Origin of the sequence: Bacillus luti, assembly GCF_001884105.1 — a bacterium.
Lineage (GTDB): Bacteria > Bacillota > Bacilli > Bacillales > Bacillaceae_G > Bacillus_A > Bacillus_A luti.
Window position 1 is genome coordinate 43,134 of the sequence record NZ_MACI01000043.1, and the last position, 26,166, is coordinate 69,299.

Annotated in this window: 33 protein-coding genes and 1 riboswitch; of the genes, 20 read left to right on the forward strand and 13 right to left on the reverse strand. The window is 35.5% G+C overall.

Features of this window, described 5'->3' with window-relative positions:
- Positions 1-51 precede the first annotated feature (51 nt).
- Complete coding sequence (gene thiT / locus BAQ48_RS09910) at positions 52-711, reverse strand: energy-coupled thiamine transporter ThiT (RefSeq protein ID WP_071710943.1); 660 nt, start codon at positions 709-711, stop codon at positions 52-54.
- An 84-nt stretch (positions 712-795) separates the two neighbouring features.
- Positions 796-897, reverse strand: a riboswitch (TPP riboswitch).
- 194 nt (positions 898-1,091) lie between these two features.
- On the opposite strand from thiT, the gene BAQ48_RS09915 reads away from it, so the two are divergent.
- From BAQ48_RS09915 to BAQ48_RS09925, 3 genes are read left to right on the forward strand one after another with little or no spacing between them, the layout of a single operon-like run.
- Positions 1,092-1,319 (forward strand): FeoA family protein, encoded by a 228-nt coding sequence (locus BAQ48_RS09915; protein ID WP_000060514.1) that lies wholly within the window; start codon positions 1,092-1,094, stop codon positions 1,317-1,319.
- Positions 1,316-3,304, forward strand: coding sequence for a ferrous iron transport protein B (feoB, locus tag BAQ48_RS09920; protein WP_071710944.1), 1,989 nt, complete (start codon positions 1,316-1,318; stop codon positions 3,302-3,304). The genes BAQ48_RS09915 and feoB overlap by 4 nt, the downstream gene beginning before the upstream one ends.
- Positions 3,305-3,320: 16 nt before the next feature.
- Complete coding sequence (locus BAQ48_RS09925) at positions 3,321-3,488, forward strand: FeoB-associated Cys-rich membrane protein (RefSeq protein ID WP_000989599.1); 168 nt, start codon at positions 3,321-3,323, stop codon at positions 3,486-3,488.
- A 37-nt stretch (positions 3,489-3,525) separates the two neighbouring features.
- Here the strand turns inward: BAQ48_RS09925 and BAQ48_RS09930 are convergent, their stop codons facing one another.
- Complete coding sequence (locus BAQ48_RS09930; protein WP_071710945.1) at positions 3,526-4,104, reverse strand: lipoprotein BA_5634 family protein; 579 nt, start codon at positions 4,102-4,104, stop codon at positions 3,526-3,528.
- A 403-nt stretch (positions 4,105-4,507) separates the two neighbouring features.
- Between BAQ48_RS09930 and BAQ48_RS09935 the strand changes: the two genes are divergently transcribed.
- The 5 genes from BAQ48_RS09935 to BAQ48_RS09955 all read left to right on the forward strand — a co-directional run bounded on the left by BAQ48_RS09935 (position 4,508) and on the right by BAQ48_RS09955 (position 7,328).
- The gene (locus BAQ48_RS09935) at positions 4,508-5,173 is read left to right on the forward strand and encodes a PspA/IM30 family protein (RefSeq protein ID WP_071710946.1); all 666 of its coding nucleotides are present in this window, start codon (positions 4,508-4,510) and stop codon (positions 5,171-5,173) included.
- A gap of 80 nt (positions 5,174-5,253) precedes the next feature.
- Complete coding sequence (locus BAQ48_RS09940; RefSeq protein ID WP_071710947.1) at positions 5,254-5,658, forward strand: DUF350 domain-containing protein; 405 nt, start codon at positions 5,254-5,256, stop codon at positions 5,656-5,658.
- Positions 5,659-5,679: 21 nt separating this feature from the next.
- Positions 5,680-6,186, forward strand: coding sequence for a DUF4178 domain-containing protein (locus BAQ48_RS09945; RefSeq protein ID WP_000051750.1), 507 nt, complete (start codon positions 5,680-5,682; stop codon positions 6,184-6,186).
- Between the two features lie 12 nt (positions 6,187-6,198).
- On the forward strand, positions 6,199-7,014 hold the full coding sequence (locus tag BAQ48_RS09950) for a DUF4247 domain-containing protein (protein ID WP_071710948.1): 816 nt from the start codon (positions 6,199-6,201) through the stop codon (positions 7,012-7,014).
- Between the two features lie 95 nt (positions 7,015-7,109).
- Positions 7,110-7,328 (forward strand): hypothetical protein, encoded by a 219-nt coding sequence (locus tag BAQ48_RS09955; protein ID WP_071710949.1) that lies wholly within the window; start codon positions 7,110-7,112, stop codon positions 7,326-7,328.
- A gap of 91 nt (positions 7,329-7,419) precedes the next feature.
- Here BAQ48_RS09955 and BAQ48_RS09960 read toward each other — a convergent pair whose 3' ends face one another.
- Positions 7,420-8,292, reverse strand: coding sequence for a YitT family protein (locus BAQ48_RS09960; protein ID WP_000411242.1), 873 nt, complete (start codon positions 8,290-8,292; stop codon positions 7,420-7,422).
- 185 nt (positions 8,293-8,477) lie between these two features.
- Complete coding sequence (locus tag BAQ48_RS09965) at positions 8,478-9,512, reverse strand: YdcF family protein (RefSeq protein WP_071710950.1); 1,035 nt, start codon at positions 9,510-9,512, stop codon at positions 8,478-8,480.
- A 695-nt stretch (positions 9,513-10,207) separates the two neighbouring features.
- On the opposite strand from BAQ48_RS09965, the gene BAQ48_RS09970 reads away from it, so the two are divergent.
- Together BAQ48_RS09970 and BAQ48_RS09975 are read left to right on the forward strand one after the other, a co-directional pair.
- Positions 10,208-10,981: an S-layer homology domain-containing protein gene (locus BAQ48_RS09970; protein WP_071710951.1), complete on the forward strand. Its 774-nt coding sequence runs from the start codon at positions 10,208-10,210 to the stop codon at positions 10,979-10,981.
- A gap of 82 nt (positions 10,982-11,063) precedes the next feature.
- On the forward strand, positions 11,064-11,297 hold the full coding sequence (locus tag BAQ48_RS09975) for a spore germination protein (RefSeq protein WP_071710952.1): 234 nt from the start codon (positions 11,064-11,066) through the stop codon (positions 11,295-11,297).
- Positions 11,298-11,463: 166 nt separating this feature from the next.
- Here BAQ48_RS09975 and cydB read toward each other — a convergent pair whose 3' ends face one another.
- Both cydB and cydA read right to left on the reverse strand, forming a co-directional pair.
- Positions 11,464-12,492: a cytochrome d ubiquinol oxidase subunit II gene (gene cydB / locus BAQ48_RS09980; RefSeq protein WP_071710953.1), complete on the reverse strand. Its 1,029-nt coding sequence runs from the start codon at positions 12,490-12,492 to the stop codon at positions 11,464-11,466.
- Positions 12,482-13,831 (reverse strand): cytochrome ubiquinol oxidase subunit I, encoded by a 1,350-nt coding sequence (cydA, locus tag BAQ48_RS09985; protein WP_001286173.1) that lies wholly within the window; start codon positions 13,829-13,831, stop codon positions 12,482-12,484. Before cydA ends, cydB begins: the two co-directional genes overlap by 11 nt.
- A 224-nt stretch (positions 13,832-14,055) precedes the next feature.
- On the opposite strand from cydA, the gene BAQ48_RS09990 reads away from it, so the two are divergent.
- Entirely contained in the window at positions 14,056-14,619 is a 564-nt protein-coding gene (locus tag BAQ48_RS09990) for a beta-class carbonic anhydrase (RefSeq protein WP_000838168.1), read from the forward strand.
- Here BAQ48_RS09990 and yidD read toward each other — a convergent pair.
- Positions 14,616-14,852, reverse strand: a complete 237-nt coding sequence (gene yidD / locus BAQ48_RS09995) for a membrane protein insertion efficiency factor YidD (RefSeq protein ID WP_000809334.1) — start codon at positions 14,850-14,852, stop codon at positions 14,616-14,618. The two genes, BAQ48_RS09990 and yidD, sit on opposite strands and share 4 nt — an antisense overlap.
- A gap of 128 nt (positions 14,853-14,980) precedes the next feature.
- Between yidD and luxS the strand changes: the two genes are divergently transcribed.
- Entirely contained in the window at positions 14,981-15,454 is a 474-nt protein-coding gene (gene luxS, locus BAQ48_RS10000) for an S-ribosylhomocysteine lyase LuxS (RefSeq protein ID WP_001141369.1), read from the forward strand.
- A 479-nt stretch (positions 15,455-15,933) separates the two neighbouring features.
- Here luxS and BAQ48_RS10010 read toward each other — a convergent pair whose 3' ends face one another.
- Together BAQ48_RS10010 and ytzI are read right to left on the reverse strand one after the other, a co-directional pair.
- Positions 15,934-16,164, reverse strand: coding sequence for a YczI family protein (locus BAQ48_RS10010; protein ID WP_071710955.1), 231 nt, complete (start codon positions 16,162-16,164; stop codon positions 15,934-15,936).
- Positions 16,165-16,374: 210 nt separating this feature from the next.
- Complete coding sequence (gene ytzI / locus BAQ48_RS10020; RefSeq protein WP_071710957.1) at positions 16,375-16,524, reverse strand: YtzI protein; 150 nt, start codon at positions 16,522-16,524, stop codon at positions 16,375-16,377.
- An 83-nt stretch (positions 16,525-16,607) separates the two neighbouring features.
- Here ytzI and BAQ48_RS10025 point away from each other — a divergent pair, with 83 nt between their 5' ends.
- The 3 genes from BAQ48_RS10025 to BAQ48_RS10035 all read left to right on the forward strand — a co-directional run bounded on the left by BAQ48_RS10025 (position 16,608) and on the right by BAQ48_RS10035 (position 18,137).
- On the forward strand, positions 16,608-16,925 hold the full coding sequence (locus BAQ48_RS10025; RefSeq protein WP_071710958.1) for a hydrolase: 318 nt from the start codon (positions 16,608-16,610) through the stop codon (positions 16,923-16,925).
- A gap of 84 nt (positions 16,926-17,009) precedes the next feature.
- Complete coding sequence (mutTA, locus tag BAQ48_RS10030) at positions 17,010-17,489, forward strand: antimutator 8-oxo-(dGTP/GTP)ase (RefSeq protein WP_000276383.1); 480 nt, start codon at positions 17,010-17,012, stop codon at positions 17,487-17,489.
- 111 nt (positions 17,490-17,600) lie between these two features.
- Positions 17,601-18,137: a DUF3267 domain-containing protein gene (locus tag BAQ48_RS10035; protein ID WP_071710959.1), complete on the forward strand. Its 537-nt coding sequence runs from the start codon at positions 17,601-17,603 to the stop codon at positions 18,135-18,137.
- 41 nt (positions 18,138-18,178) lie between these two features.
- On the opposite strand, the gene BAQ48_RS10040 is transcribed toward BAQ48_RS10035, so the two are convergent.
- Positions 18,179-18,853, reverse strand: coding sequence for an HAD family hydrolase (locus BAQ48_RS10040; RefSeq protein ID WP_071710960.1), 675 nt, complete (start codon positions 18,851-18,853; stop codon positions 18,179-18,181).
- 93 nt (positions 18,854-18,946) lie between these two features.
- On the opposite strand from BAQ48_RS10040, the gene BAQ48_RS10045 reads away from it, so the two are divergent.
- Together BAQ48_RS10045 and BAQ48_RS10050 are read left to right on the forward strand one after the other, a co-directional pair.
- Positions 18,947-20,056, forward strand: a complete 1,110-nt coding sequence (locus tag BAQ48_RS10045) for a hypothetical protein (protein WP_071710961.1) — start codon at positions 18,947-18,949, stop codon at positions 20,054-20,056.
- Positions 20,057-20,298: 242 nt separating this feature from the next.
- The gene (locus BAQ48_RS10050; RefSeq protein ID WP_000849121.1) at positions 20,299-20,526 is read left to right on the forward strand and encodes a hypothetical protein; all 228 of its coding nucleotides are present in this window, start codon (positions 20,299-20,301) and stop codon (positions 20,524-20,526) included.
- A gap of 29 nt (positions 20,527-20,555) precedes the next feature.
- Here BAQ48_RS10050 and BAQ48_RS10055 read toward each other — a convergent pair whose 3' ends face one another.
- The 3 genes from BAQ48_RS10055 to BAQ48_RS10065 are packed head-to-tail and all read right to left on the reverse strand — an operon-like array spanning position 20,556 to position 23,138.
- Positions 20,556-21,362 (reverse strand): ABC transporter permease, encoded by an 807-nt coding sequence (locus BAQ48_RS10055; RefSeq protein ID WP_071710962.1) that lies wholly within the window; start codon positions 21,360-21,362, stop codon positions 20,556-20,558.
- Positions 21,355-22,119: an ABC transporter ATP-binding protein gene (locus BAQ48_RS10060; RefSeq protein WP_000009052.1), complete on the reverse strand. Its 765-nt coding sequence runs from the start codon at positions 22,117-22,119 to the stop codon at positions 21,355-21,357. Before BAQ48_RS10060 ends, BAQ48_RS10055 begins: the two co-directional genes overlap by 8 nt.
- A gap of 11 nt (positions 22,120-22,130) precedes the next feature.
- Entirely contained in the window at positions 22,131-23,138 is a 1,008-nt protein-coding gene (locus tag BAQ48_RS10065; protein WP_071710963.1) for an ABC transporter substrate-binding protein, read from the reverse strand.
- A gap of 120 nt (positions 23,139-23,258) precedes the next feature.
- Between BAQ48_RS10065 and BAQ48_RS10070 the strand changes: the two genes are divergently transcribed.
- The 3 genes from BAQ48_RS10070 (at position 23,259) to BAQ48_RS10080 (ending at position 26,166) form a co-directional block, all read left to right on the forward strand.
- The gene (locus BAQ48_RS10070) at positions 23,259-23,555 is read left to right on the forward strand and encodes a DUF3986 family protein (protein ID WP_071710964.1); all 297 of its coding nucleotides are present in this window, start codon (positions 23,259-23,261) and stop codon (positions 23,553-23,555) included.
- 11 nt (positions 23,556-23,566) lie between these two features.
- Positions 23,567-23,797, forward strand: coding sequence for a hypothetical protein (locus tag BAQ48_RS10075; protein ID WP_071710965.1), 231 nt, complete (start codon positions 23,567-23,569; stop codon positions 23,795-23,797).
- A gap of 227 nt (positions 23,798-24,024) precedes the next feature.
- On the forward strand, positions 24,025-26,166 hold the full coding sequence (locus BAQ48_RS10080) for an LTA synthase family protein (protein WP_071710966.1): 2,142 nt from the start codon (positions 24,025-24,027) through the stop codon (positions 26,164-26,166).

Genomic DNA, 26,166 nt, shown 5'->3' on the forward strand with positions numbered 1-26,166 from the left:
TGCATTTATTGTATTTTTAATTGATATTACGATATGAAAAAAAAGCGCTTATTAAGCGCTTTTTTTGTTTGCATTTATTTGAGAAGCACCGATGCTTTTGAATAAGCGTGGTGAAGTTCTAAATAAAAGGAATAGTAATACTGTGCATAAGGCGAAAGAACCAAGCATTGTACTACCGTTTACAATTAATGAATATAGCACAGCAGATTGACCTTTCGGTGCATATTGTCCCCAGAAAATAATACCGGCGATAAAGTGACAGAAGTAGCGTGCAAAGCTACCGACAAATGTTGCAAGGATCATGTAAACAAGTGCTTTCTTTTTTTTGTTTTGTTTTGATGCAGGTTTATCTTTACGGCTACCTAAGTTGGATTGGTCTTCATTAGATGAAAGAAGAGCATTTTGAATTGGACGATAGAATAAACCAGCAAATCCGATAAAAGCAAAGGCAATGAAGTACTCAATGAATGCTTGAATAGGTGTTAAGATGTAAGCATCTCCTACGACAATTTGTAATAGTCCCCAAATTAAGCCTCCTAAGAAAGCCATTTTGAAGCCCCAGCGGTATGCGATAATAAAAATAGGAATCATTGCAAATGAAATGGAACCACCTGTTGGAAGTTTAAGTGATAATGGTAAAATGTCGATAATCATGGCGAAGGCTGCAAGAATAGCAGATTCGATCATCGCTTGTAAATTGGTGTTACGCATGTTGTCTCCCCCTAAATCCAAGTTGTACAAAAAAGAACATTATCATAGGAGGATACGAAATACGTAAATAAAAAGAGGTGTGTATTTCGGACGTTTGCACAATCCCTGCGTTAGCATTAACTAACAGGTTCGAAGGGTCGGAACGAATTGTTCCCTCTCAGCGACATGGCTCCCCCTGTGATAACGAGATTCTTTATTTGCTATTGTTTATTGTAAGCGAAATGGATGAGAATGGCAAACGAATCTGTTATGACAATTATTGAAATAGAATTGTAGCGAAATGTTAATAAATATGAAGCAAAAGGGTATAGTACAAGAGAAATAGAGTGTGCTATAATTCTTTTGAAAATAATTATCATTCTCTTCTGAGGGGGAAGTTTATGAGCTTAGTAGATATTAAAATTGGCGAGAAAGTGTTAGTAAAAAGTATTCAGTCGTTAGATCAGTTACTAAAGAGAAGACTGGCTGCTTTCGGTCTTTCTGAAGGAAGCGAACTTCGTATGAAACAGAAAGCGATGTTCAAAGGTCCTTGTACATTGGAGTGTCGTGGACAGTTAATTAGTATTCGTCATTGTGACGCGAAAATGATAAAGGTGGAATTAGCGTGAATAAGGTAGCTTTGCTAGGGAATCCGAATACAGGGAAAACATCATTATTTAATGCACTTACTGGTTCTTATGAATATGTAGGAAACTGGAGCGGTGTAACAGTAGAAAAGAAGGTTGGTAAATTAAAAGATAAGCAAGGAACATTAATTGATTTACCAGGCGTCTATGATTTAAATCCAGTTTCACGTGATGAAGGTGTTGTAACAAACTTTCTACTAACAGAAGAATTTAATCATATGTTAAATATCGTGGATTCTTCGCAGTTTGAACGAAATATGCATTTAACGTTGCAATTACTTGAATTTGGTAAGCCCGTTTCAATTGGTCTAAATATGGTTGATGTGGCGAAGCAAAGAGGAATTGTCATTGATGTAAAGCGGTTATCAGAATTACTAGGAGTAACAGTCGTTCCTGTCGTTGCAAGAAGTGGAAAAGGCTGTGAAGAATTACTTACGACTCTTAAAGAAAATGACAAAAAAGAGAAAAAACCATTCATTATTTCATATGGTGTACAAGTGGATGAAGGGATTGGAGAGATAATTGCTCTTTTAGAGACAGCAAATTATGAGCATCCAAGATGGTTAGCCCTTCAATTTCTAAGCAATAACGAAGTAGTAGAAAAAGAAATGAAAGCACTACCAATTTATAAGGAACTTGCAGCCGTTCGATCTCGCTTAGAAGAAAAACTTGATTGTACGTTAGAGGAGCATATTTACAAGACTCGTGAAGCGTATATTGAAAAGTTAAAAACAAATGTTATGAAGCATGAGAAAGAAGGAAAAATTCCTTTTTCGGAAAAAATTGATAGGTTAATTACGCATAAAATTTTAGGACTTCCAATCTTTTTAGCAGTTATGTTTTTTATTTTTCAGGTTACGTTTACGTGGATTGGGACACCGTTATCTGATATGTTAGATGGATTTTTTGGTGGACAGCTTACGGATTGGGTAACGGCTGGACTTACAAGTGTTGGTGCTTCTGATTTTATTCAAGCACTCGTTACAGAAGGTATTATTGCTGGTGTTGGTGCTGTATTAGTATTCGTGCCACAAATCTTTGCACTATTCTTTTTCATTTCATTATTAGAAGACTCAGGATATATGGCGCGAATTGCAGTTGTTATGGATAGGATTATGGAGTTCTTTGGCTTAAACGGTAAAGCTTTTATTCCGATGATTATCGGTTTTGGATGTAACGTTCCAGGAATTATGGCGGCGAGAACGATTGAACAAGAGAAAGAGCGTTTACTTACAGTTTTAGTAACACCATTTATGTCTTGTTCAGCACGTTTACCTGTATATGCATTATTTGCGGGAGTATTCTTCCCTAATAGTCAGGCGACTGTTGTATTTTCTTTATATGTTGCAGGTATTGTTCTGGCATTACTCGTTACAAAAATTATGTCTCTTACGATTTTGAAAGCGGAAAAATCTATTTTCGTAATTGAATTACCACCTTACCGTGTGCCACAAGCAAAAACATTATGGCTGAGCACATGGGAGAAAGGGAAAGGATTTGTTCGTAAAGCTGGTACATTCATCTTCGGTGGATCGGTTGTCATTTGGTTATTAAATTATGCAGGTCCATCAGGATTTGGTGTTGATATGGGAGACAGTTATTTAGCAATGATTGGTGGATTTATTGCACCACTGTTTGCCCCACTTGGTTTTGGAACATGGCAAGCTGCAGCATCCCTTTTAACAGGATTTTTAGCGAAGGAAGTTGTTGTTTCAACAATGGCAATCATTTATGCGGTTAAAGAAGATGTGCTTGGAAATGTAATGGGAGCACATTATACAGCATTATCAGCTTATGCATTTATGTTCTTTATTTTATTATATGTGCCGTGTTTAGCGACGGTGGCTGTTATTAAACGTGAAACAGGATCAGCGAAGTGGACGATTTTCTCAGTCGTTTATCCACTCGTAGTTGCTTATGTATTAACGCTCATTATATACCAAGTTGGATCCTTACTCGGATTCTAGAAGGAGATGTATTGTGGTGATGGTCAATATTATAATTGGAGCTATCATTTTTGGTTATGCAGCATATACGTTAGTTAATTTTGTAAAGAGAAGTAAAAAAGGAAAATGCGCAGCATGTTCTTTAAATAAGTCATGTCAGTCGCAAACGTGTAGCCCGGATATGGAGCAAGTTGCTCATAAATAGAAAAAAGCTTTGCGAAATTCGCAAAGCTTTTTTTGTGTTATTTTTTAATTTTTACAAGTTGAGAAGCTTCTACTCCGTTATAACCAGGGAATTCTTTACTTGGGTCTTTATCGAATTTTAATACACCTACAGATTTTTCATCACCTTTTACATTGCTGTAAGTTGCGTCATCAACAATTGCATACATATCTGTATATGCGCGGCCACTTCCGATAATTGTGTTGCCTTCATATTTTAATTTCGCACCATCAAGTGTAGTATTTTCAACTTTCTCTTTTGCGAATAATACACCTTGTTCAGTCGTTACAGCCGGTAATTTATCAAGTGGTTTCGTGTTGTCTTTTTCATCCACTTTGCTAAGTAACTCTTTTTTTACGAGTTCTTCACCAGTTTTCTTATTCATTACAAGCACTTTTTTGCCATCTAATGTTGTCATTTTCATTTTATAGAAGTCTTTTTCTTTCACTTCTTTTTTATTTTTATCTGTAATTTGCTGAACTTGTTCTTCTGATCCGTACAGTACAAAACCGTTCGCTTTATCTCCTAATAAAGAACAACCTGATAATGCTCCAAGTGAAATTGCTGCTGCTAATCCGATCCCTACTAATTTTTTCATGATGATTTCTCCTTTTATATGTTTTATAGTAAATACAATTTTTGTATTATTGCTTACATGTGAAGAAGCTTGTTTGTTGCTTCTGGTATTAGTGTATAAGAAACATGGAGACGTAACTATCGAGTTAGCTTACAGTAACATTACAATAATGTAATTTAGTGAAAGTACGTAAAAATAAGTTAATTCTAAGGATAAATAATGAGAATATATTAGGAAAACAATATTGTATTTGGAATGTCATATTATATTGGATGTATTTTGGAAATAACATGTAAGGGCATCTTTGTTTTGTTATAATAAACACATAGGCTGTAAAAATGAATATTCTTTACTGTAAAGGGAGATTTTTAAGTTTTCCAAGTAGTGAATTTGAAATATGAGGTATATCATAGGAGGAATTCGGATGTCTGTATTTAAACGATTACGAGATTTAACAATGTCAAATGTGTATTCATTAATTGAAAAAGCGGAAGATCCAGTTAAGATGACGGATCAATATTTACGTGATATGCAAGCGGATGTACAAGAAGCTGAGAAAAGTGTAGCAGCTCAAATCGCGCTTGAGAAGAAATTCAAATTATTATTTGAAGAGCAAGAAGCACTTGTGAAAAAACGTGAAGAACAAGCTCATATGGCTGTTCAAGCTAGCAACTTAGATCTTGCGCGCCGTGCACTAGAAGAAAAACAAAATGCAGAGCAAAAGATGAATGAGTATAAAGCAAGCTATGAGCAAAACAAAGCAGCTGCTGATAATCTTCGTGCGAAGTTAGAAGAAATGCGTAAGCAATTAACTGAGCTGAAAAATAAACGTGAAACACTTGTAGCGCGTGTAAATGCAGCGAAAGCACAAAAGAATATTAATCAGGCGATGTCTGGATTTGATTCGAATTCAGCAAAAGCTGGTTTAAGCCGTATGGAAGAGAAAGCTCTTCAATTAGAGGCTGAAGCAGAAGCAAGTGGTGAAGTATACAAAAAAGAAAAATCATTAGATGATGAATTCGCAAGCTTAAACAAAAATTCTGCTGTTGACGATGAATTAGCTCGTATTATGAAGCAGTATGAGAAATAATATAGAATAGAGACAAATGAACCGACATGTCTAAATACATTCATGTCGGTTTTCTATTACTTTTTAGAGGAGGTTTTGCAATGTCGTGGATGAATGTAGTAGCCATGCTTGTATGGACTGGAGCGAGTGCAGTACTTTTATTTGCAATTATGTGGGTTGATTCAATTTTTACAAAATACAATGATTTAAAAGAAATAAAAAATGGGAATACGGCTGTAGCGACTCGTTTTGTTATGAAATTATTCGCACAAGGATACATTTTATCCCAATCGATAACGAAAGCAAATGATTTATGGCAAGCACTTCTTGCTTCAGCAGTTTCTTTCGTTATTTTATTAGTGGTAGAAATGTTCATTGAATTCGTATTAAAGAAAATGTCTGGTCTTGATTTAGAAGAAGGTACGAAAGAAGGCAGTGTTGCGCATGCAATGTTAGCTGGATCATTACATATTGTTGGGGCACTTATTTTAGGTGCTTGTTTATAAAGAGAAAAGGAGGGGTAGATCATGAGTTTATTTAAACGTATTAAAAATATAATGAAAAGTCCAGAGCCGCCGAAGCCAGAAAAGAGTCTTTTAACGTTAGCACCTGGTGATATGATTGAAGTTTCATTAGTCATGTACGAATTAACTGGGAAAACGAGTATGCATTCTCGCAAGGAAATTGTTTTAACGCTGCAAGACGGGAAAGATATTCGTTATTTAAAAATTGAAGATCGTGAAAATACGTATTACAAATTATATACACCAATTGATGGTCGTTTAGATTCAATTGACGAAATTCCGACGACGATTGAAATGGATGATACAGAGTACCATATGGAAGAGCAATATAATGGACGTGTTGTTGTGATGGGAAAAACACCATTTTCAGCTTCAGAGGAACAGTACGTATGGGAATTCCAATCTGATAATCGAAAGTTATTACGTATTGAATGGCAAAATGGTCGCACAATGATGTATGAGGGAGAAGCAATCATTCCTGCTGATGTACAAATTATAAGAGCAACGTAAGGGGGCGTAATCATGTCAAACCGATTGTTTACCATGATTAAATCATTTGTGATCCCTATACTTGCTATCGTTACATTACTTGTTGTTGCTGGTTATGCCTTATCAGGTTGTCAAGGCGGGCAGACAAAGTCGATTCAAGACCGCTATCCACTTGAGTCTGTCGCAAAAGAAGGTAAACAAGAATCTTACGTGTATAGGGCCGCCAATCGGTCAGTTCCTGAAGTCGCGAAGGAACTTATAGCCGAAAGGAAACCAAAGCAAGCATCTAAAGAAGACGAAAATCAAATGTTTCTCGTTTATTCTGATAAAATGTATAACCTTCAAAAGGATAAAGAGAAACCATCTGATACGTTAATTGAAGTCAGTAATGAAGAGTTTGTCCGTCAAAATTATCAACCGTCCTTCCTGCAAGGATATATTATGGGGAGTATATTAAACGATATATTCGGTTCGAAAAAATCATCATCTGGTGATTACCGAGGGTATAATGACAGACAAAATCATAAACCCGTTACGCCAGAAAGACCGCCTACGAAAGAAGAAAAGAAAAACCCACCTCCAATTACGAAGGAAGGGAAAGGGTCTATCATTAAGCGAGGCGATAATGTAGATTCGAAATCTTCTGTAGGAGATACAGGAAGTATTACGAAAAAAGGAAATAATACGCCTCCGCCTTCTACTGGAAGCAAAGGGAAAATTACAAAAACACCAGGTGGTTCGAGCGGATCAGATGTGAAGCCGAAATCTTCTATTAAAACCCCACCAAAGAATACATCTCCCCCAAAAACAAGGGTCGGTGGTTCAGGAAAGATTACGAAGAGAAGATAGTTATAGAGACCGAAAAGTGGAATTTACTTTTCGGTTTTTTTATGGGGATTAATTCCTTGTAGCTGGTACAATTAAGTTATAAGGAGGAGATTGTTATGACTATGTATAAAAGATTTAGTGTAATTATGTTCCTCGTATTATTCGTGAGTTTGTTTATAAGTACAACGATGAGATTTCACTTTGTAGTAGGTATTCTATGGATATTATGTACATGTACTCTCTTTCTATATGTTCCACTTCGCTTTCAACATGAAGTGTCCGCCTTTCAAAAATACGTAGCATGGATTAAGAGCGGAGGAAGGTGGGGGGAATAAAATATATCAACGATTCGACAGGCAGTATCGATTTTATAATAAAAAGAGGCGGTCCCAACATTTTGGGACTGCCTCTTTTTTTGCATAACGATTAATGAATATCGCGTTTCTTGAAATTACCGCCTTTTACTTCTGCTACGTCATAAACTGTAATAAAGGCATTAGGATCGATTTCATTAATCAGGTCTTTCATTTTACTTTCTTCTAAACGGTTAATTACACAAGAAATTTCTTTGAATTTCTCTCTTGAATAACCACCATAAACTTCATTGTATGTTGCGCTTCGGCCTAAACGATCGCGAATGGTTTCTACCATTAATTCAGGCTCTTTTGTGATAATCTTGAATGTTTTCGAACCACTTAAACCAACTTCAACGATATGAATCACTTTCGAAGCAATAAAGTAAGCAATTGCCGAAAGGATAGCGCCTTGAAGACCGAATACTGTTGATACGAAAATAAATACGAACATGTTTAAGAATAAAATAAGGTCACTCGTTCCAAATGGTAATTTACGAGAAAGTAATACAGCTAGCATATCGATTCCATCTAATGCGCCGCCGTTACGTAATGCTAGTCCCATACCAAAACCGATAATAATACCACCGACAACTGTAACTAATAATGTATCGCCTTCAATAATAGTTGGTATACCGTGCATGACAACGGTACCGATTGCTAATGAAGCAATCCCGATAATAGAATAAATTGCAAAGCTTTTACCGATCTGCTTATATCCTAACCAAACGAAAGGAATGTTAATAACTGCGATTAGAGCTCCTAATGGCAATCCAAATAATCTTGAACTAACGATACTTAAACCAGTTACACCACCGTCTGATACGTTATTTGGAATTAATACTGCTTCTAATCCGTACGCTGTGATGAATGCCCCAATAATAATCATCAAAGCTTTTGAAGCAATTTTTAGCTTATTGGGCTTGTTTTTGATAATTTTCTCCATGTAATTTCCTCGTTTCAAACTAGTTTCTTATTTGTTACGTAATTCACACCTAAATTCCATTTTAACATTTTATTTGAAAAAATTCTCCTTTAATGGATGTATGCAGGGAATAGTATCACCGTATCGTCTTAAAAAAATTTGAAATGAGTATAAGAAATCCCATCCTTAAAAAGGATGGGATGTTGTTAAGAAAATATAAAACTAATCACTGTTAGGAATAAAGCGAATCCTAAAATCGGTCCACATACTTTCATATGGCGCTTACGTCCCATAACGACGATTGCGACATATTCGCGAATCATTGCATTAGGCCAATAATAAAAGGCTGTTTTTGACCCGATTCCTTGGCTATTCAGACCAGCTTGTTTTGCATATATGCCAGCACGGAAAAGATGGAAATTATTCGTTGTAAAAATACTTCTATATTTACCGTCTGGTTTTAAAGAATCCATAATTTCTTTGGAGAACAACATATTTTGATATGTGTTTACAGAGCGATTTTCTTGCACTGTATGTTCAATTGGAATCCCCTTTTCAATAGCGTAATTTTGCATTGCTTCCGCTTCTGGAAGACCTTCATCCGGACCTTGTCCACCAGAGAATATAATTGTTGGTGGTGTATTCACGGCTGCTTGTTTCCAGTAAAAGTCGATTGCTTTATTAATGCGACTTGCAAGTAAAGGGGGCACTTTGTCATTAATTAAGCCACTGCCAAGAACGATGATGAAATCTTGGTTACGTCTCGGTCTATTGAATTGGTATAAAAAATATGCGCTTAAGAAGTTAGACAAATGTACAAAGAAATATATAGTTATAAGAGAAATAGCAGCAAAAATAAATTGAAAATGCGCTGAGAATAAACTTGCTGGATTTATGATAGGGATTAGCATACAGAATAAAATCCCTAAAGCAGCAATTAAAGTTAAAGAATTTGTGAAGCGTCGTCCTTCGCGTCGCATCAAAATTCTCGCATTAAGAAATAGTCCAAACATTAAAGCGATTATTGCAAAAGGTATCATTACAACTAGCGCTATCATAGGAATAATAACGATAAAATGTAAAGAGTTACTACCAGACTCATAGGAGGCTATTGCGCAAAATAATAAAAATGAACAGAAAAAGGCATTAAATAAAAAGCCGTTTATTATTTTTCGCGGATCTTTTAAATAGGAGATAAGAAAAATAATAAACAATATAAGAGGAATAATTCCGAAAGACATAAATATAGTACACCTCAATTTGTATAAGAATTTGACATACCTTTTATATTACATGATTTTATAATTGAAAATGAAAGAAAAAGGATTTTGAATTTTCTTGATAAAGTATATTCAAGGCGCTATATTAAAAGTAAAATGGTTGAAAAGGCACTCGGTAGAGTGTCTTTTCTTTTGTATGTAATTATGCATATTATATTTATTTTCAAGTGAATAGGATTAAAATATAGGTGATAGGCAGACTATATAAAGCAGAATTTAATACAAACATTTCCCTCTACTTTTTTGTATCTAACAATCGTATAACAATAAAAAATTCTGTTTTATAGTGTCTGTTTATGAAAAGCGTAAAAGGTGTCTTCGGTGAAGGCACCTTTTTGTTGTTTAATGTAGATGCTTTTCACTGTTGATATAGTGGAAAGTATCTATACTAAACATTAGCAATCTTCCGTATAAATATTATCAATTTACTATATATTCCAGTGGTGGTAACCTACGTATGAAAGGCTATCTTTTTCAAAATATTACCCCTAATAAATTTTTGAAGAAGTCAACTGTCTCCAAAATTGCCATTCATGCTTAGCAAAAAAGAATCCTGCTGGATTCTTTTTTGTGTTCGACATGATATGACAAATTACATTTTAATAATTTGTTATTATGTTAAATGGTTATTAAGAATAGTAAAAGGGGATTTTAGAATGAATTTAAAGAAAATACTTTTAGCAGGTGCGCTTGTCGCAACAACTGCATTTACATCAATTGGGACGGCACAAGCAAGTACTATCTTCAAAGATGTTCCAACAGGGCATTGGTCTTATAAAGCAATTTTAGATTTAACAAGTAAAAATATTGTTAGTGGGTACGGAAATGGAATTTTTGGATTCGGCGATGACGTGACTCGTGAGCAAGTTGCTAGACTTATGTATCTTCAACTAAAGCCGGGATCGAAAGAGAATTACAATAATCCGTATAATGATATTAATGAGCATTCAACAAGTTTTAAAAAGGAAATTTTAGCATTAACAGAAATGGGGATTTTTGCAGGAGATGAAAAAGGGAACTTTAGACCAAAAGCTTCTTTGACTCGTGAAGAAATGGCTCAAGTGTTAACAAATGCATATAAATTAGTGGCAAAATCAGAGCATACATTTGTAGATGTAGATAGAAAATCATGGTCGAATAAAGCGATTAGCGCTGTACAGTCTAATAAAATTGCTGCTGGAACAGGCGATAATATGTTTTCACCTAAGATGAATGTAACTCGTGAACAATATGTACAGTTCTTATATAATGCGACATTACCATATGAGGAAAGACCAGGAGCAAATCAAGAGCCAAAGCGCTTTGCTAATTGTAAAGAAGCAAACGATGCTGGATTTTATGATATTACAAGAGATAGTCCATACTACGGAAAGCATTTAGATCGTGATGGCGATGGAATTGCTTGTGAGAGAGAGAAGAGCGGTAAATAAGAAAAAGCACTCAATCTGAGTGCTTTTTCTTATTGAAACATGCTATTTTTGTAGGCGATTTTCATAAAATAAAAGTAACGAAATGAAAGTAGGTGACAAAATGCCGGCAGTTGTGGAAGGTGTTATTATTGAAAACTGCAATGGGACGATTAATTTGGGTGATAAATATAACGTGCAGCCTATTGAAAAGACGAAAGCTTATAATGGATCGGGGTCATCGAATACAGGACTAAAAGTTCAAACATTTAGTGGTGTTAGTACAGCGGATGTAGGGGATAATGATGTGAATGACCAAGGGATACAATTTACTTTATAGTGTAATATGCAAAATTTCATAAAATGATGAATTTTCCCTGTGCTACAATGTAGCTGTGAGCTGTTAGTGATTCTTCTATATCATAGTTGTTAGATTAGAAATATAACATCTTATCGAAAATCATACGTATAAAAAAGACACTTCAAACGAAGTGTCTTTTTTTATCTTAGTGATATCCTTTAGCAGAGTCTTTATGAATTTTATTTTTAAAGATACTGTAGCTCCAAAGTTGATATCCAATAACGATTGGTACCATGACCATTGCAACGAAGAACATAATTTTTAAATTCAATTGACTACCAGCTGCGTTGTATAACGTTGTACTATACGCATCGTTAATACGAGATGGTAACATTCTTGGGAACATACCTGCAAAGCCAGTTGTCATAAACATTGCAATCGTTAAGCAAACGAATGTGAATGCAAGACCGATTTTATGTTTGTACACCATAATAAGTGCGAGTACACTCATTAACATGGCAAGTACCGGAAGAATGAATAGTACAGGATATTCCGTAAAGTTTTGGAATAGGTTTGTACGATTGGCAGTTGCTACGTAGAAAATAGCTAAAATGATAGCAGCTGCCATTGAAAATGGTCGTGCGATTTTATAAGCGCGATCAGATACTTCACCAGTCGTCTTAATCATAACCCAAAGGGCACCAGATACGACGAATATAGCAGTGAAGAAAAGGCCACCTAAAATACCATAATGGTTTAATAAACTAAGTAAATTTCCTTCATAACCGTTTTTCCCGATTTGTAGTCCGTAATATAGATTAGCGAATGTAACACCGAATAAGAATGCGATTAGGAAACTACCGATTGTAAATGCCCATTTACAAGTTTTTTGCCAAATTGGTGAATCGTCTTTATGCATGAATTCAAGTCCAGCGGCTCGAGCAAATAGTGCAAGTAATACTAAAAATAACGGTGTATATAGATAACTAAACATATTGGCATATGTGATTGGGAAGGCAGCAAATGTTGCGCCACCAGCTGTAATTAACCATACTTCATTACCGCCCCAGAACGGGCCAATTGCTTCTTGTAATTGATTTCGTTCTTGTCGGTCTTTCGCAACGAATGGGAAAATCATCCCGTTACCGAGTGCGTATCCATCAAGAATGAAGTAAACTGTCCAAATTACGCCCCATAAACCGAACCAGATGACTGCAAGCATATCATGAGACATGAGCTGTACCTCCTTCAGTAGCAGGTTCTTCTAATGCAGCAGGTCCTTTTTTCGCGAACTTTAGCATTAAGTATACGTCTGCGATTAAAAGTAAAGTGTAGAACAAGATTAAACTAATTAAAGAGAACCAAATTTGTGGAACGGATATAGGTGACACAGATTCTGCTGTACGCATGAGTTTATATACTGTCCATGGTTGGCGACCTACTTCAGCGACAACCCAACCAGCATTAATCGCAATGTATGGAAGTAAGACGGACCACATTGTAATTTTTAAATAACGTTTTGAGTTTTCTAGTTTTCCTTTTCGGTTTAAATAGAAGCCGTACCAAGTTAATGCCATAAAGAACATACCAAGTGCAACCATTAAGCGGAAGCTATAATACACGAGGTTAACATTTGGGCGTTCATCTTTCGGAATATCTTTTAAACCAACAATTTCGCCATCAAATGAGTTTGTATAGAAGAAGCTTCCTAGTTTCGGAATCGTAAGGAATTCAAAGTTCTTTTCGTTTTTCACATCAGGAATTTGCACAATTGAGAAGCCTTGTCCTTTACCAGTTTCCCAAACTGCTTCCATTGCAGCTCCTTTAGCTGGTTGATATTTAGCTGCGGATACACCGGATTGATGTCCCATAAATGGTGTAACAGTTGCAGCGAATAATCCTAACATTAAACCAAACTTAAATGATTTTTTGAAGAATTCAACTTCATTTTTACGTAGTAAGTGATAGGCACTAATTGCCATAACGAAGAAAGCACCAACGATATAACAACCAATTACAGTATGGAAGAACATATTCCAAGCATATGGATTTGTAACAAGTGCCCAGAAGTCGTTTAATTCAGCGCGGCCATTACGTACTACGTAGCCAACAGGATTTTGCATGAAACCGTTCGCTGTAATAATCCAAAGGGCAGAAATATTTGTTCCAAGTGCAACCATCCACATACAGAAGGCGCGGAACTTTGGTGAAATTTTGTCTTTACCGAATAACCATATCCCCATGAAGGTAGATTCTAAGAAGAAGGCAACAAGTGCTTCGATTGCGAGAGGTGATCCGAAAATATCTCCCATATATTTGGAGTACTCAGACCAGTTTGTTCCAAATTGGAATTCCATCGTAATCCCGGTTATAATCCCCATTACGAAGTTAATTGTAAATAATTTACCCCAGAAATTTGCCATTTTGCGGTATGTTGGATTCAATGTGCGGGCGTATTGAGTTTCCATACATGCTACTAAAATAACAAGTCCGATTGTCAAAGGTACAAATAAAAAGTGATAAAAAATAGTAATTGCAAATTGAAAACGACTCAGTAACAGAACGTCGGACATAATAAATATTCACTCCTTTTTTACATTATCTACAATTAGTTTATAGTGAAAATAGGAGTATAGTATGTGATACATGTTACAAAGCTGTGTGTATATTTTGAAAGAATTATGTCGGTTATCTGAAAATATATTGCTTTTATAATAATACAATATGCTTTTTGTGTTTTTCATATTTTGGTACACTATATAAGTAATGTAAATGAGAGAAAAGAGGGTCCTTTACTATGAAGTCATTAGAAGAGATTTTACAATACAATGAAAAATTCGTTGAAGAAAAAAAATACGAAGAGTACGAAACGGGAAAATTCCCAAATAAAAAAATGGTAATAATCTCTTGTATGGATACTCGCCTTGTTGAATTATTACCGAAAGCGATGAATATGCGTAACGGTGATGTGAAAATTATTAAAGTAGCAGGCGCTGTTATTTCACATCCATTTGGAAGTATTATGCGTAGTATTTTAGTTGCTGTATATGAGCTGGGTGCTGATGAAGTTTGTGTAGTTGGTCACCACGATTGTGGTATGGCAAAAATTCAAGCAAGCAGTACGATTGAGAAGATGAAAGAGCGCGGTATAACAAATGAGAAATTAGATACACTTCGTTATTCTGGAATCGATTTAGAAAGATTCCTACAAGGATTCTCTAGTGTAGAAGAAAGTGTAGAACATAGCGTATCAATACTTCGCAACCATCCATTACTTCCAGAAGAAGTACCTGTTCACGGTCTTGTTATCGATCCTGACACAGGAAAATTAGATTTAGTTGTGAATGGTTACGACAATTAAGAATTCACTTTGTCATCCTTTTTATCTGGGACAGGATCAAATCCTCCTGGATGGAAAGGGTGACATTTTAATATACGCTTGCAAGTAAGCCAAAATCCTTTGAGGGCACCGTGTTTTTGAAACGCCTCTAACCCGTAATGAGAACAAGTTGGATAAAAGCGGCACGTTGGTGGTGTCATCGGAGAAATGAACTTTTGATAAAAGCGTATAATCCCAATAAAAATCTGTTTCATAACGGTCTCCTTTTCAGCATAGTCTTAAAGTATTATAGCACGACTGTACATAATACTTTACTAATGTGCATTTCCGTTATATCATATTGGATATAACGGAATTAAATTAAAAGCGGGAGAGATGTTGTATGCCATCAGTAGAAAGCTTTGAATTAGATCATACGATTGTAAAGGCACCTTATGTAAGACATTGCGGAGTTCACAATGTAGGTAGTGACGGTATTGTAAATAAATTCGATATTCGTTTTTGCCAACCGAATAAACAAGCAATGAAGCCAGATGTTATTCATACGTTAGAACATTTATTAGCATTTAATTTACGTAAATATATTGATCGTTATCCGCATTTTGATATTATCGATATTTCACCGATGGGCTGCCAAACAGGATACTATCTTGTAGTAAGCGGAACACCGACAGTTCGAGAAATCATTGATTTATTAGAACTAACATTAAAAGATGCGGTTCAAATTACAGAAATTCCAGCTGCAAATGAAACACAATGTGGCCAAGCGAAGCTTCATGACTTAGAAGGAGCAAAACGCTTAATGAACTTCTGGTTAAGCCAAGATAAAGATGAACTTGAGAAAGTGTTTGGATAAAAAGGAAAAACTGCCTGTAAAAGGGCAGTTTTTTTTTGTAGCATGATGATAAATAAAATTATATCGACGATTTTTCAAATATATCGAATACAACTTGAAATATATCAACGATTTTTTAAATATATCGACGTTTCGACAAGGGCTATCGACTTGCCGACAAAAGTTGGCAAAAAATGATCCTCTATTTTACTACGTGCTTGTAAATGCTAAATTGCTCAAGATTTCATTCTATATGAGAACGAAGAGCGTAAGAATAGAGATGAAAAAAAACGGAATGCTCATTGATTTTCGTCCGGATTTCAGTTCGTTAATCCCTAGAAGAATAAAGGAACAGCTGAGAGCAAATTGTATGTATGGGGTAAATATGAAATTATCAGTAATAAGGGAATAAGTGCAAAGCGATATGGTGAGAAGAGTAAGAAGTCCTAAAACAATCCGTAATCCAGTTTGCATGAAAATCCCCCTTTTAAATAGACTATTTATCGGAATAGTTCTGAGAAGCTAAGAAATAAAGCACCAGCACCAGCTATGAAAGCAAATATACCACTAGATTTTCTGTCTTGTTTTATTTCTCCTAGTCCTATAGTGAAAGCCATTAATCCTAAGAAAATAAACATATAAGGCATCATTTCTCCATTACCAGTAAAATATCCATAGATTACTATACATAATGCAATGAGTGCAAAAGTAATCTGTAATCCTTTTAGCATATATATCCCCCCTGTTATTTTATATAGCTAATGATGAGGAAAATCTAAATAAATCCGATTCTTGAATCCTTTTTCTTTATTTGTTCAAGGGCAATGAGGAATAGTAAAGCACCTAATAGAAATTGTGAAAGTGGTAGGGAATTATGCTGACCTGCCAGTAAACGAATACTGGATATGATGTGGGCTAAAATAAGTAGTATAGGAAGCGTATTATGAATTCTTCTTGCTGTTTTTTGTATACGGGTTATCTTCTGGCTTATCAATAGAATGTTTATAAGCATACCCTTTATTAATCGTCATGACGGAGAGTACTAGTATGACTAGGACGATTATAATACCGATAATTAATATTTTGAACATGGAATCCCTCCTTTTCTTTATTTTACATAATTTTGTAATTGATGAAAACAATAGAAATAAAAAGGATGAAAGAAGGGTGTTACATGGAGCAGAAAAAAACATATTATATATCAATAGCAAATGGTCAAATTTCACAAGTGAAGACAGCGGATACGTATAATTTTGAGATTTCCGCGAGTGATGAGGAGATTACGGAGTTGAGAGAGTACTTCGATCAAGCATATGTAGAGGATTTAGGTTCATTTGTACGCTCCCACGTTCCATTTGTTGAGTATCATCACGATTCAAATAATGACCGATATGATGAACAACTACAAAAAGCATATAAAATGATTTACGATTTAGGAAATCATGAGACGAAAGAATTAGTCGCGCAAATGGGAATAATCAATGGATTATAATTGGATAATATTATGCAGAAAAGCGAGAATATGCTACAATTTGTGGTAGGAAAAACTTGTAACCATCAATAGGGGAGTAATGGCATGTACAAATTTAAAGATTATTACCACAACACTGTACAATTATCGTTCGAACGTTATCCATTTTCTCCTGAGCCAAAGCATGTTTGGGTTGTATGCCGGTACGGGGATCAATGGTTATTAACGCATCATTTACGTCGCGGTCTTGAATTTCCAGGTGGTAAGGTGGAACTCGGGGAAACACCGGAAGAAGCGGCGGTTCGAGAAGTTCATGAAGAAACCGGCGGCATAGTTTCTGATTTAACTTACTTAGGACAATATAAAGTATCTGGAAAAGACAAAATAATCATTAAAAACATTTATTTTGCAACAATTAGTGCGGTAGAAGCACATACGCATTACGAAGAAACGAAGGGATCTGTTTTATTAACAGACATTCCTGATAACATTAAAACGGATAGAAAATTTAGCTTTATAATGCGCGACGATGTATTAGCGCGTACGATGAAACATATAGAAGAAATCGGCTGTTTTACGAAGTAAAGTAGCCGGTTTCTTTTTTTGTGTTTAAGAATAAATGTAAATATATCTTTATATTGTTTTAGATGTATTATACAATTTTGTAAAGGAATACTTACGTTTTAGGAGGGGAAGATGGAGAAGAGAAAAGAAACGACTGTTGCTGTTTCGATGGTTAAGTTAAATATCTATTCATTACTTATAATATTTGCGTTGGCGTTTGGAATTGGTTATTTGCATATATTTCTTTCAGGCGGTGTTCAATTTGAATTTACATTGCCCATTATGTTTCTTTTGATTATTGGAATGATTGTTTTCGTTTGTATTCATGAGGCAATACATTTAATTGGATTTCGTTATATCGGCGGTGTTCCGTGGAGTGAACTAACATGGGGCGTCAATTGGAAATTAGGTGTAGCATACGCTCATTCTAAAAAAGAAATTACAGTAAAGCAAATGAAGAAAGTATTAATGTTACCGTTTTTACCGACTGGAATTTTGCCAATTGTGTTGGGATTAGCTATGAATCTGGAGCCACTCTCATTTTTAGGAATACTATTAACAGCAGGTTGTATCGGTGATATTGCCTTATATCAAAAAGTTTCAAAGTTTCCAGATGATGCGCTAGTTAAAGATCATCCGAGTAAACCACAGTTTACAGTATATGAATAATAAAGGAAGAGGAGGCGTTCGGGAAACGAAGCCTCCTTTTACTATTGAATTGTTTTGATCTCTGCCTTTAAAAACGAGAGGACCTCCAGTAAATCATCCACCATACGTGAATGCTCAAAGTCACTCCAAAATGAATCTTTCTTCCAAACGCCAAGCATCCCTATTTGTTCAGAACCAAGTACATCATTTTCAGGATGATCCCCAACGTAAAGACATTCTTCTGCCTTAACACCTAACTTTTGTAAAGCTCGTTTGAAAATGTCAGGATGAGGTTTTTTCATTCCTTCCGCTTCTGAAATGAGAATGGTGTTTGTATACGTATGTAAGTTCAGAGCACGGAGATTGCTCATTTGAAAGTTAGTAAAGCCGTTTGTAATAATGCCGATTTTAATATTTTGTTGTGTTAATTGTTGAAGTAATTCATGCATGTTTGGGAAAGGGATACAATGATGTTGAAAATTTGTAATGTAGTCGTGCAGCAGTTGCTCTGGTGTTAAAGTGGTAATGTTATATTCGCCAATGAGAGTAGCATATACTTTATCCTTCCAGGTGTAGCCATTGTTGTCGAGTTCGAGAAAACGAGAACAATACTCGGATTGTTCAATGTTCATAAAATGAAGAGAAAAGCGATTGTATTGGTCATGAATAAATCGCTCTAAAGATTGTCGTCGATCTAATAGTGTCCCATCTAAATCAAATAGCACAGCGTGAATCATATGTAACCTCCTCAAAGCTTTTATAAATAATTATCGCATATTCGTTAGAAAATGATTATCATATTTTTGTAGGCTGTAACGACGGAGGTTTAAATGAAAAAATTGTATGGAAAGTTAACATGTTTTATAATTTCAATTGGTTTAGTCGCCGGATGTGATATGGCGGAGCAAACTTTGAAAAGAGAGAAGAAAGATGTGTGCGAAACGACAGAAGAATGTACAGAAATAGGCGATAAAACGCTCCAAAAAGTATATGGAAAGATAGATGGACTTTCAGAACTTGAAGTACCAGAAGAGGATGTAACGGAGCAACATACTGCAAGTAATGAGATGAAAAAAGCAGAGCAGAAAAAAGACGATGATGAAAATTATTTCTTTTTAGCTTCCTATTATATTGATGGTGATGAAATTGTAGATCCTTATTTTGAAAAAATAGAACGGAAACGTTTAAATAAAGTATTCGCTGAAGATAAAGAAGCGAAAGAAGAGGTGCTACAACAACGTCAAGATAGAGGGTACCATGAATCATTATGGGACATGTACAGCACTCTTATTCCAGCTAAATATCGCAGCGACATAAAAGAATTCGATATGATGACAGACGGTTACGATGGAATTGTGGCCCATGTTATGCCAAGTATGGAATATCCGAAAGAATGGGTTCTTAGTTTAGATACGCTTGATTCTGCAGTAAATATCGATGAAGTGATGAAAACATTAATTCATGAGACTGCTCACGTGTTAACGCTAGGTCATAAACAAATACCAGTAAATGAACAGTACTTAAAGGCTTTTGAAGAAGATAAAGATATTGCATCATATCAAAATAAATGTAAATCGCTTTTCTTACAAGAAGGGTGTGCGAAGGAGAGTTCTTATATTAATCAATTCCATAATTCTTTCTGGAAACAAATTGAGCAAGAGTGGACAGAGAAGAAAGTGGAAGAAAGTGAAGAAGCTCAAATGCAATTTTTCAAGGAGAGACAAGATGAGTTTGTATCTGAATACGGAACAACCAATGTAGCGGAAGATATCGCAGATACATTTACAGCGTTTATTTTACAAGATTCAAAAGAAGTGAAAGAAGGGACAGCGCTAAAGTATAAGAAGATTGCTTTCTTCTATCAATTCCCTGAACTTGTAAAAATGAGAGCAGAAGTATTATCGGGATTATACGATGTTTCAAAAACGATAGAACAATAAAGTAGATACTAATGTGAGTTATATGCTCGATATGTAGGAGTGGTGAAACGAAAACGCAAAGACGTTCAAATCTTTGCGTTTTTTCTTCGTTAATAAAATTGAAAATTCTGTCTTTTTATCAAAAAGAAGAAGGAACTGGCGTTATAAAATAGAATTAGTATAAAAACGTCACAATTTAGACACAATTATAATGCGCGTGTTGTAGGGGATATAAGTTTACTCTCGAGGAGGTAATGAAACGTATGAAAACGATTCTTGCTGTTGCTGGTCTCATTTGGGTAATGTCTCATAGTTTTCCGATCTTTGAAGGGGAGCAAATTCGTAGTGCATTAAATAAAAAGTTCAATGATTATCATGTGATAGATCGAAAAGATAATGTCGTTACAGTACGTGTGAAAGATTGTTTCCATACAGTTACGGTTGCGGATGGAAACGTTACAAATGAAACAAAGTTGTGTGATAAAAAGTAAAAGAAAGAAGCTGACTATAATGTGTAGGGTCAGCTTCTTTTTTGTTTTCCAATTAGAAGTTTCTCGAATGCCTCAACAAACACATACATAAGAGTTGCAAGGACACATGTGAGGAGTACGCTAAGTAAGACGAGCGTGAAGTTAAAGACTTGGAATCCGTAGCTAATTAAATAGCCAAGTCCTTGTTTAGACACGAGAAGCTCACCGAAAATAACACCGACCCATGACAAGCCAACATTTACTTTTAGCGTTGAAATAATGGCTGGGAACGATGAGGGGAGTATAACTTGCTTATAACATTGCCATTTATTTGCGCCAAATGTGTCCATCACTTTTATATAGTTAGAATCGACTTCTTGAAATGCACTGTAAATAACGAGGATGGTAATGATGATGGAAATGATTACGCCCATTGCAATAGACGATGAAATATTTGGACCGAAGATTACAATGATAATCGGACCAAGTGCGACTTTTGGCATGGCGTTTAGGACGACCAGATATGGATCAAGTACGCGCGCTAAAAGTGGCATCCACCAAAGGAAAGTAGCGATGATTGCTCCAAGTACTGTTCCAAGAATGAAACCTATTCCCGTTTCAAGCAATGTCGTCCATATGTGAACCAAAAGAGAACCGTCAATCCATTTACTAAGGAAGAGATCCCAAATGCTTGAAGGAGAGCTAAAGAGTAAAGGATCAATCCACTCTTTTTTACTAGCTATTTCCCATAGTGCAAAGAAAAGAATAAGTAGTAAAAGTTGTAACGACCTGGCTAACCATGCGCGCCTGCGTTCTTTCTTTCGAAACTGTTCATGTAGTTGCTTTATATTATCCAAGGCGCTCCAGCTCCTTCCATATATTTTGGAAGAGGGATGGGAAGTCATGGTGGTGGCGTGATTCTAACGGTGATAAGGAACGGATACTTTCCGGGACGATGAATGTTTTTGCAATTTTTCCAGGGTTCGCTTGTAGTAAATAAATACGGTCACTCATCGCAATTGCTTCTTCGATATCATGTGTTACAAGGAGTGACGTTTTTTTATATTTGCGTAGCAAGTTGAAGACGAGCTCTTCTAGTTTCAGCTTCGTTTGATAATCGAGCGCCGAGAATGGTTCATCTAGCAATAAAATTTTCGGATCGGTCGCTAACGTTCGAACGAGAGCGGCACGTTGACGCATACCACCCGATAATTCGCGGGGATATAGTTCTTCTACATCATGTAGACCGACTTGTTTTAAAAGCTGTAAAGTATGTTTTTTCGTCTGTTCATCGTAAATTTTTCGGGTGTGAAGTCCGAGCATAATATTTTCTTCAATTGTTTTCCAAGGAAACAAGTAGTCTTGCTGAAGCATATATCCCATAGATGAAGTTTTCGTTGTAATCGGTTCACCATCTAAAAAGACGATACCTTCAATTGGATCAAGTAGCCCAGCGATAATGGAGAGGAGAGTCGTTTTGCCGCAACCACTTGGACCGAGTATAGAAATAAATTCGCCTTCTTCCACTTGTAAGCTCATATCTTCGAGAATCAGTTTGGCATTCTCTTTTGCGAAAAAGCAGTGAGAAACGTTACGTATTTGTAAAAAACTCATACACTTCGCCTCTATTTCTTAATAACGCTTTCGGCAATTTTTGTATTGACGAGCGCTTCATGTGGGACTTCTTTTTGCAATTCGCCAGCATTTTTCATAATCGTTTGGAGTTGTTTCCATTCTTCAGCATCTAATAGCGGATTTGTCGCATAGGAATGTTGCTTTTTATACCGTTCAATTACTTTTACTGTAATGTCTTTTGAAGTGTCTTTAAATAAAGGAGAAACGGCATCAGCAATCTCTTCTGGACTATGAGTATCAACCCATTGTTGTGCTTTATAGAGAGCACGTGTGAACTTTTCAGCAGCAACTTTATCCTTTTTTAAGAAACTTTCCTTTGCCATGAACGATGTATAAGGAACAGTACCGGATTCACTTCCGAACGAAGCGACGATATAACCTTTTCCTTCTTTTTCGAGTATACTTGCAGTCGGTTCAAAGAGCTGTACGAACTCTCCAGTGCCAGATGAGAAGGCATTTGCAATGTTAGCAAACTCGATATTTTGAATTAAGTTTGTATCTTTGTGGGGGTCAATGCCATTTTTCTTTAAAACATATTCTCCAACCATTTGCGGCATGCCGCCTTTACGTTGTCCTAAAAACGTAACACCTTTCACGTCATTCCAATTAAAAGAATCTAATTTTTTACGCGATACTAAAAATGTTCCATCTGTTTGTGTGAGTTGCGCAAAGTTGATGACAGGATCTTTTGCTCCTTGTTGATGAACGTAAATGGACGTTTCGGAACCGACGAGAGCAATATCAATTCCGCCAGATAAAAGGGCAGTCATCGTTTTATCTCCGCCAGCTGTTGTTTGTAAATCAATATTTAATCCTTCATCTTTAAAAAATCCTTTTTCAATTCCAACGTATAATGGGGCATAGAAGAGAGAATGGGTAACTTCACCGATGCGGATGTTTTGAGTTTGATCTTTCGTACCTTCTTTTTTGCTACTACAAGCAGCGAATGTGAAAACAGCCAGTAACAGGATGCAAAAAACAGCTATTAATTTTTTCATTAAATGACACCTCCTAGAAGTCAATCTACAAGCAGGATATGTAGGTAAGTGCCCATATGTGAGTATAGATAGCAGGAATTTTTTGGAGGATAAAGAAGTACAAATATAAGGGGTGATAAAATGGAGTACGAATACGATGATAGCGTACATTTACATCTTGACTATTTCGGAGCAGAATGTGATATGGAATCGATTGCTTACAAGAGAAAGCATGAAGACGTATGGGATGTGTATTTTAATTTTGGGGTATATGGTATTCAGAAAAATGAGGTAGAGATAGGTAGGTTTATGGACGAATATGCTGGTTATTACGTTTTTTCTGTACATGCTCGTGATTTAAGCTGGGAATTTGGAAGTGCTCAGTTTGAGGAGTGGGTTTTGAAGAATCATATCGTTGAAAAAGCGCTACAAAAATAGGGAGGAACTTAGTGATTGATTTTCTCATACTATTGTTCATTTTAGTAGTTGGATTCTTCATTATGCAATTTCTTAGTTACCAATTTGCAAAGAAAAATATTCATAAATACAAGGAAGTAAAATGGGTTCGTATGTGGTTAGATATGACGATGAAAAAGGGGCCAAGACTAGATTTTTTTGATTTTGTATTTCTAATAATCGTATGTATTATATGGAAAGTATGGATATATTCTTTTATATAATGAATAGACGAATGTCTGTTAGAATGAAAAAGAACCTGTCAGTGTTGATGGGTTCTTTTTTTATAGTAATATTTTTATGGAGTATAGTTTATTTATGTTGGTAGAATATAGAGAAGAAAAAGTGTTATTTTTAAGGGGAAATTAAGGATACATGTGTATAATACAAACACAACGGGAGACTAACTGCATATAAATATGGTATTTTGTATAGGACAATATGTTTGCTGATGCGAGGCGAAGGGGTAAAGGAAAGAGGGAATAAATTGCGTTTTAATGTTTTAACACAGCGACGAAGAAGAGATGAATTTCATTTTAGCTTTTCGGCTCAGCAGCCGAAAAAGAACCTATTAATTTCAATCATTCTTAGTGGAATGTGGGCAATTTGTTTAGAGACATTGTTTTTTGTAATACTAAGTTCTTTCGAATTCGAGAAAACTAAAGAATTTTTTGACGGGAAAATGCAACTCAGTATACTCATTATTATTTTGTGGGGCGTACTCTTATACGTCATTCATTTAAATAAAGGCATTAGTCATAAGCTTAGGCCAGCCATTCGAGTGTACATCGTATTATTTTTGATCGCACATACAATGAACTGGATGTATATCATGATACAGGAAGATATGAACCTTCTTTTAGTAAATACGTGGGTTTATTTACAACATGGACAGTATATGTTAAGTCTATTGTTTATTTATATGGTATATATTTTTGTGTATAGTTTGCTTGGAAGAATTTTCTTAAGTACAACGATAACTAGTGTAGTCTTACTTGTTTTTGTGCTGGTGAACTATTTTAAAATCATGTTTAGAGGAGATCCATTCTATCCGTCTGATTTCACACAAATCGCTCATATGGATTCTGTTATACCGATGGTTATGGAAGCCTTTAGTTTTTGGAAGATGTTTCTCGTAATAGTTTGTATTGGGTTGCTTATATGTGTAGTTATGTATATACGAAAGCATATTCCAGTTATAAAATCTCATATTATTATAAGGATTATTTTAGTATGTGGATCTGCGTTTATGGTGTATGCATATAGTAATTTTTCTAATACCTTTATGAATAATTTATTCCAAAAAGGTGGAGTAGACATTCGTGCGTGGAATCAAACTACAAATTATCAGGTAAATGGTTTTGTTATAGGATTTTTAAGTAACTTAGATACGACGGTCATCGAAGAACCAGAGGGATATTCAAAGGAAAATATGCAGCGTATTGCTAAGGATATAGAGAAAACATATGGTGGCAATATAGGTGGACAAAAAAAGGTAGAGAAGCCGAATATTATATTTATTATGAGTGAAGCTTTTTGGGATCCGACAAAATTAACGAATCTTTCGTTTAGCGAAGATCCAGTGCCGAATTTACATCATTATATAGAGAATTTTCCTGGGGGACAAACGATAGCCCCTACATTTGGCGGAAATACAGCGAATACAGAATTTGAAGCATTAACAGGTTACTCGATGAGTCTCTTAATGCCTGGTTCTATACCATATCAACAAGCCATTCCAAGTCAGAAAGAAATTCCGTCTATTGCAAGCGAATTGAAAAAACAAGGGTACTATGCAAGTGCAATTCATGCTTTTAATAGATCGTTTTATAAAAGGGACGATGTATATAAAACGTTGGGATTCGATCATTTTAATGCAGAAGACACGATGAAAAACACTGAAGTAGTGGGAGACAATATCGGTGATTTATCTATGAGTAAAGAAATAATAGATGAATTGAATAAGAGAAAACAACCGACGTTTATCCACGCGGTGACGATGCAAAATCATTTTCCATATAAGGAAAATATGTTTGGTGAAAACAAAATAGAGATTAGTGGATTAACAGAAGAGGAATCGAAGGCGGAATTAGAAGCATATACGGAAGGCGTAAGACTCTCGGATGAAGCGCTGCAGTATTTAATAGAGCAGCTTGACGATTTAGAAAGACCTACTTTAGTAGTTTTCTTCGGAGACCATTTGCCTTTATTAGGGACTAATAAGTCTATTTATAAAGAAGCAGGATATATAGAGAATGAAGAAACTGTAAGTGAAAGATTAGCTATGGCAGAAACACCATTGTTAATGTATGCAAATTTTGATTTGCCAAATGATAATTTAGGTTTAGTAAGTCCAATTTATTTCTCTAATCTTGTGTTTGATTATGCAGGATTAAATAAATCACCGTACTACCAATTTTTATCAGAAATGCATAAAGAAATACCAGTGCTTAGAGATGAATTAAAGGTTAATAAAGATGGGGAAGAGATAGATTTAACAAAGAAACAAAAAGACATGTTGGAGCAGTATAAAATGATCCAATATGATTTACTCGCTGGAAAGCAGTATAGTAAAGAAACACTCTTTAAATAA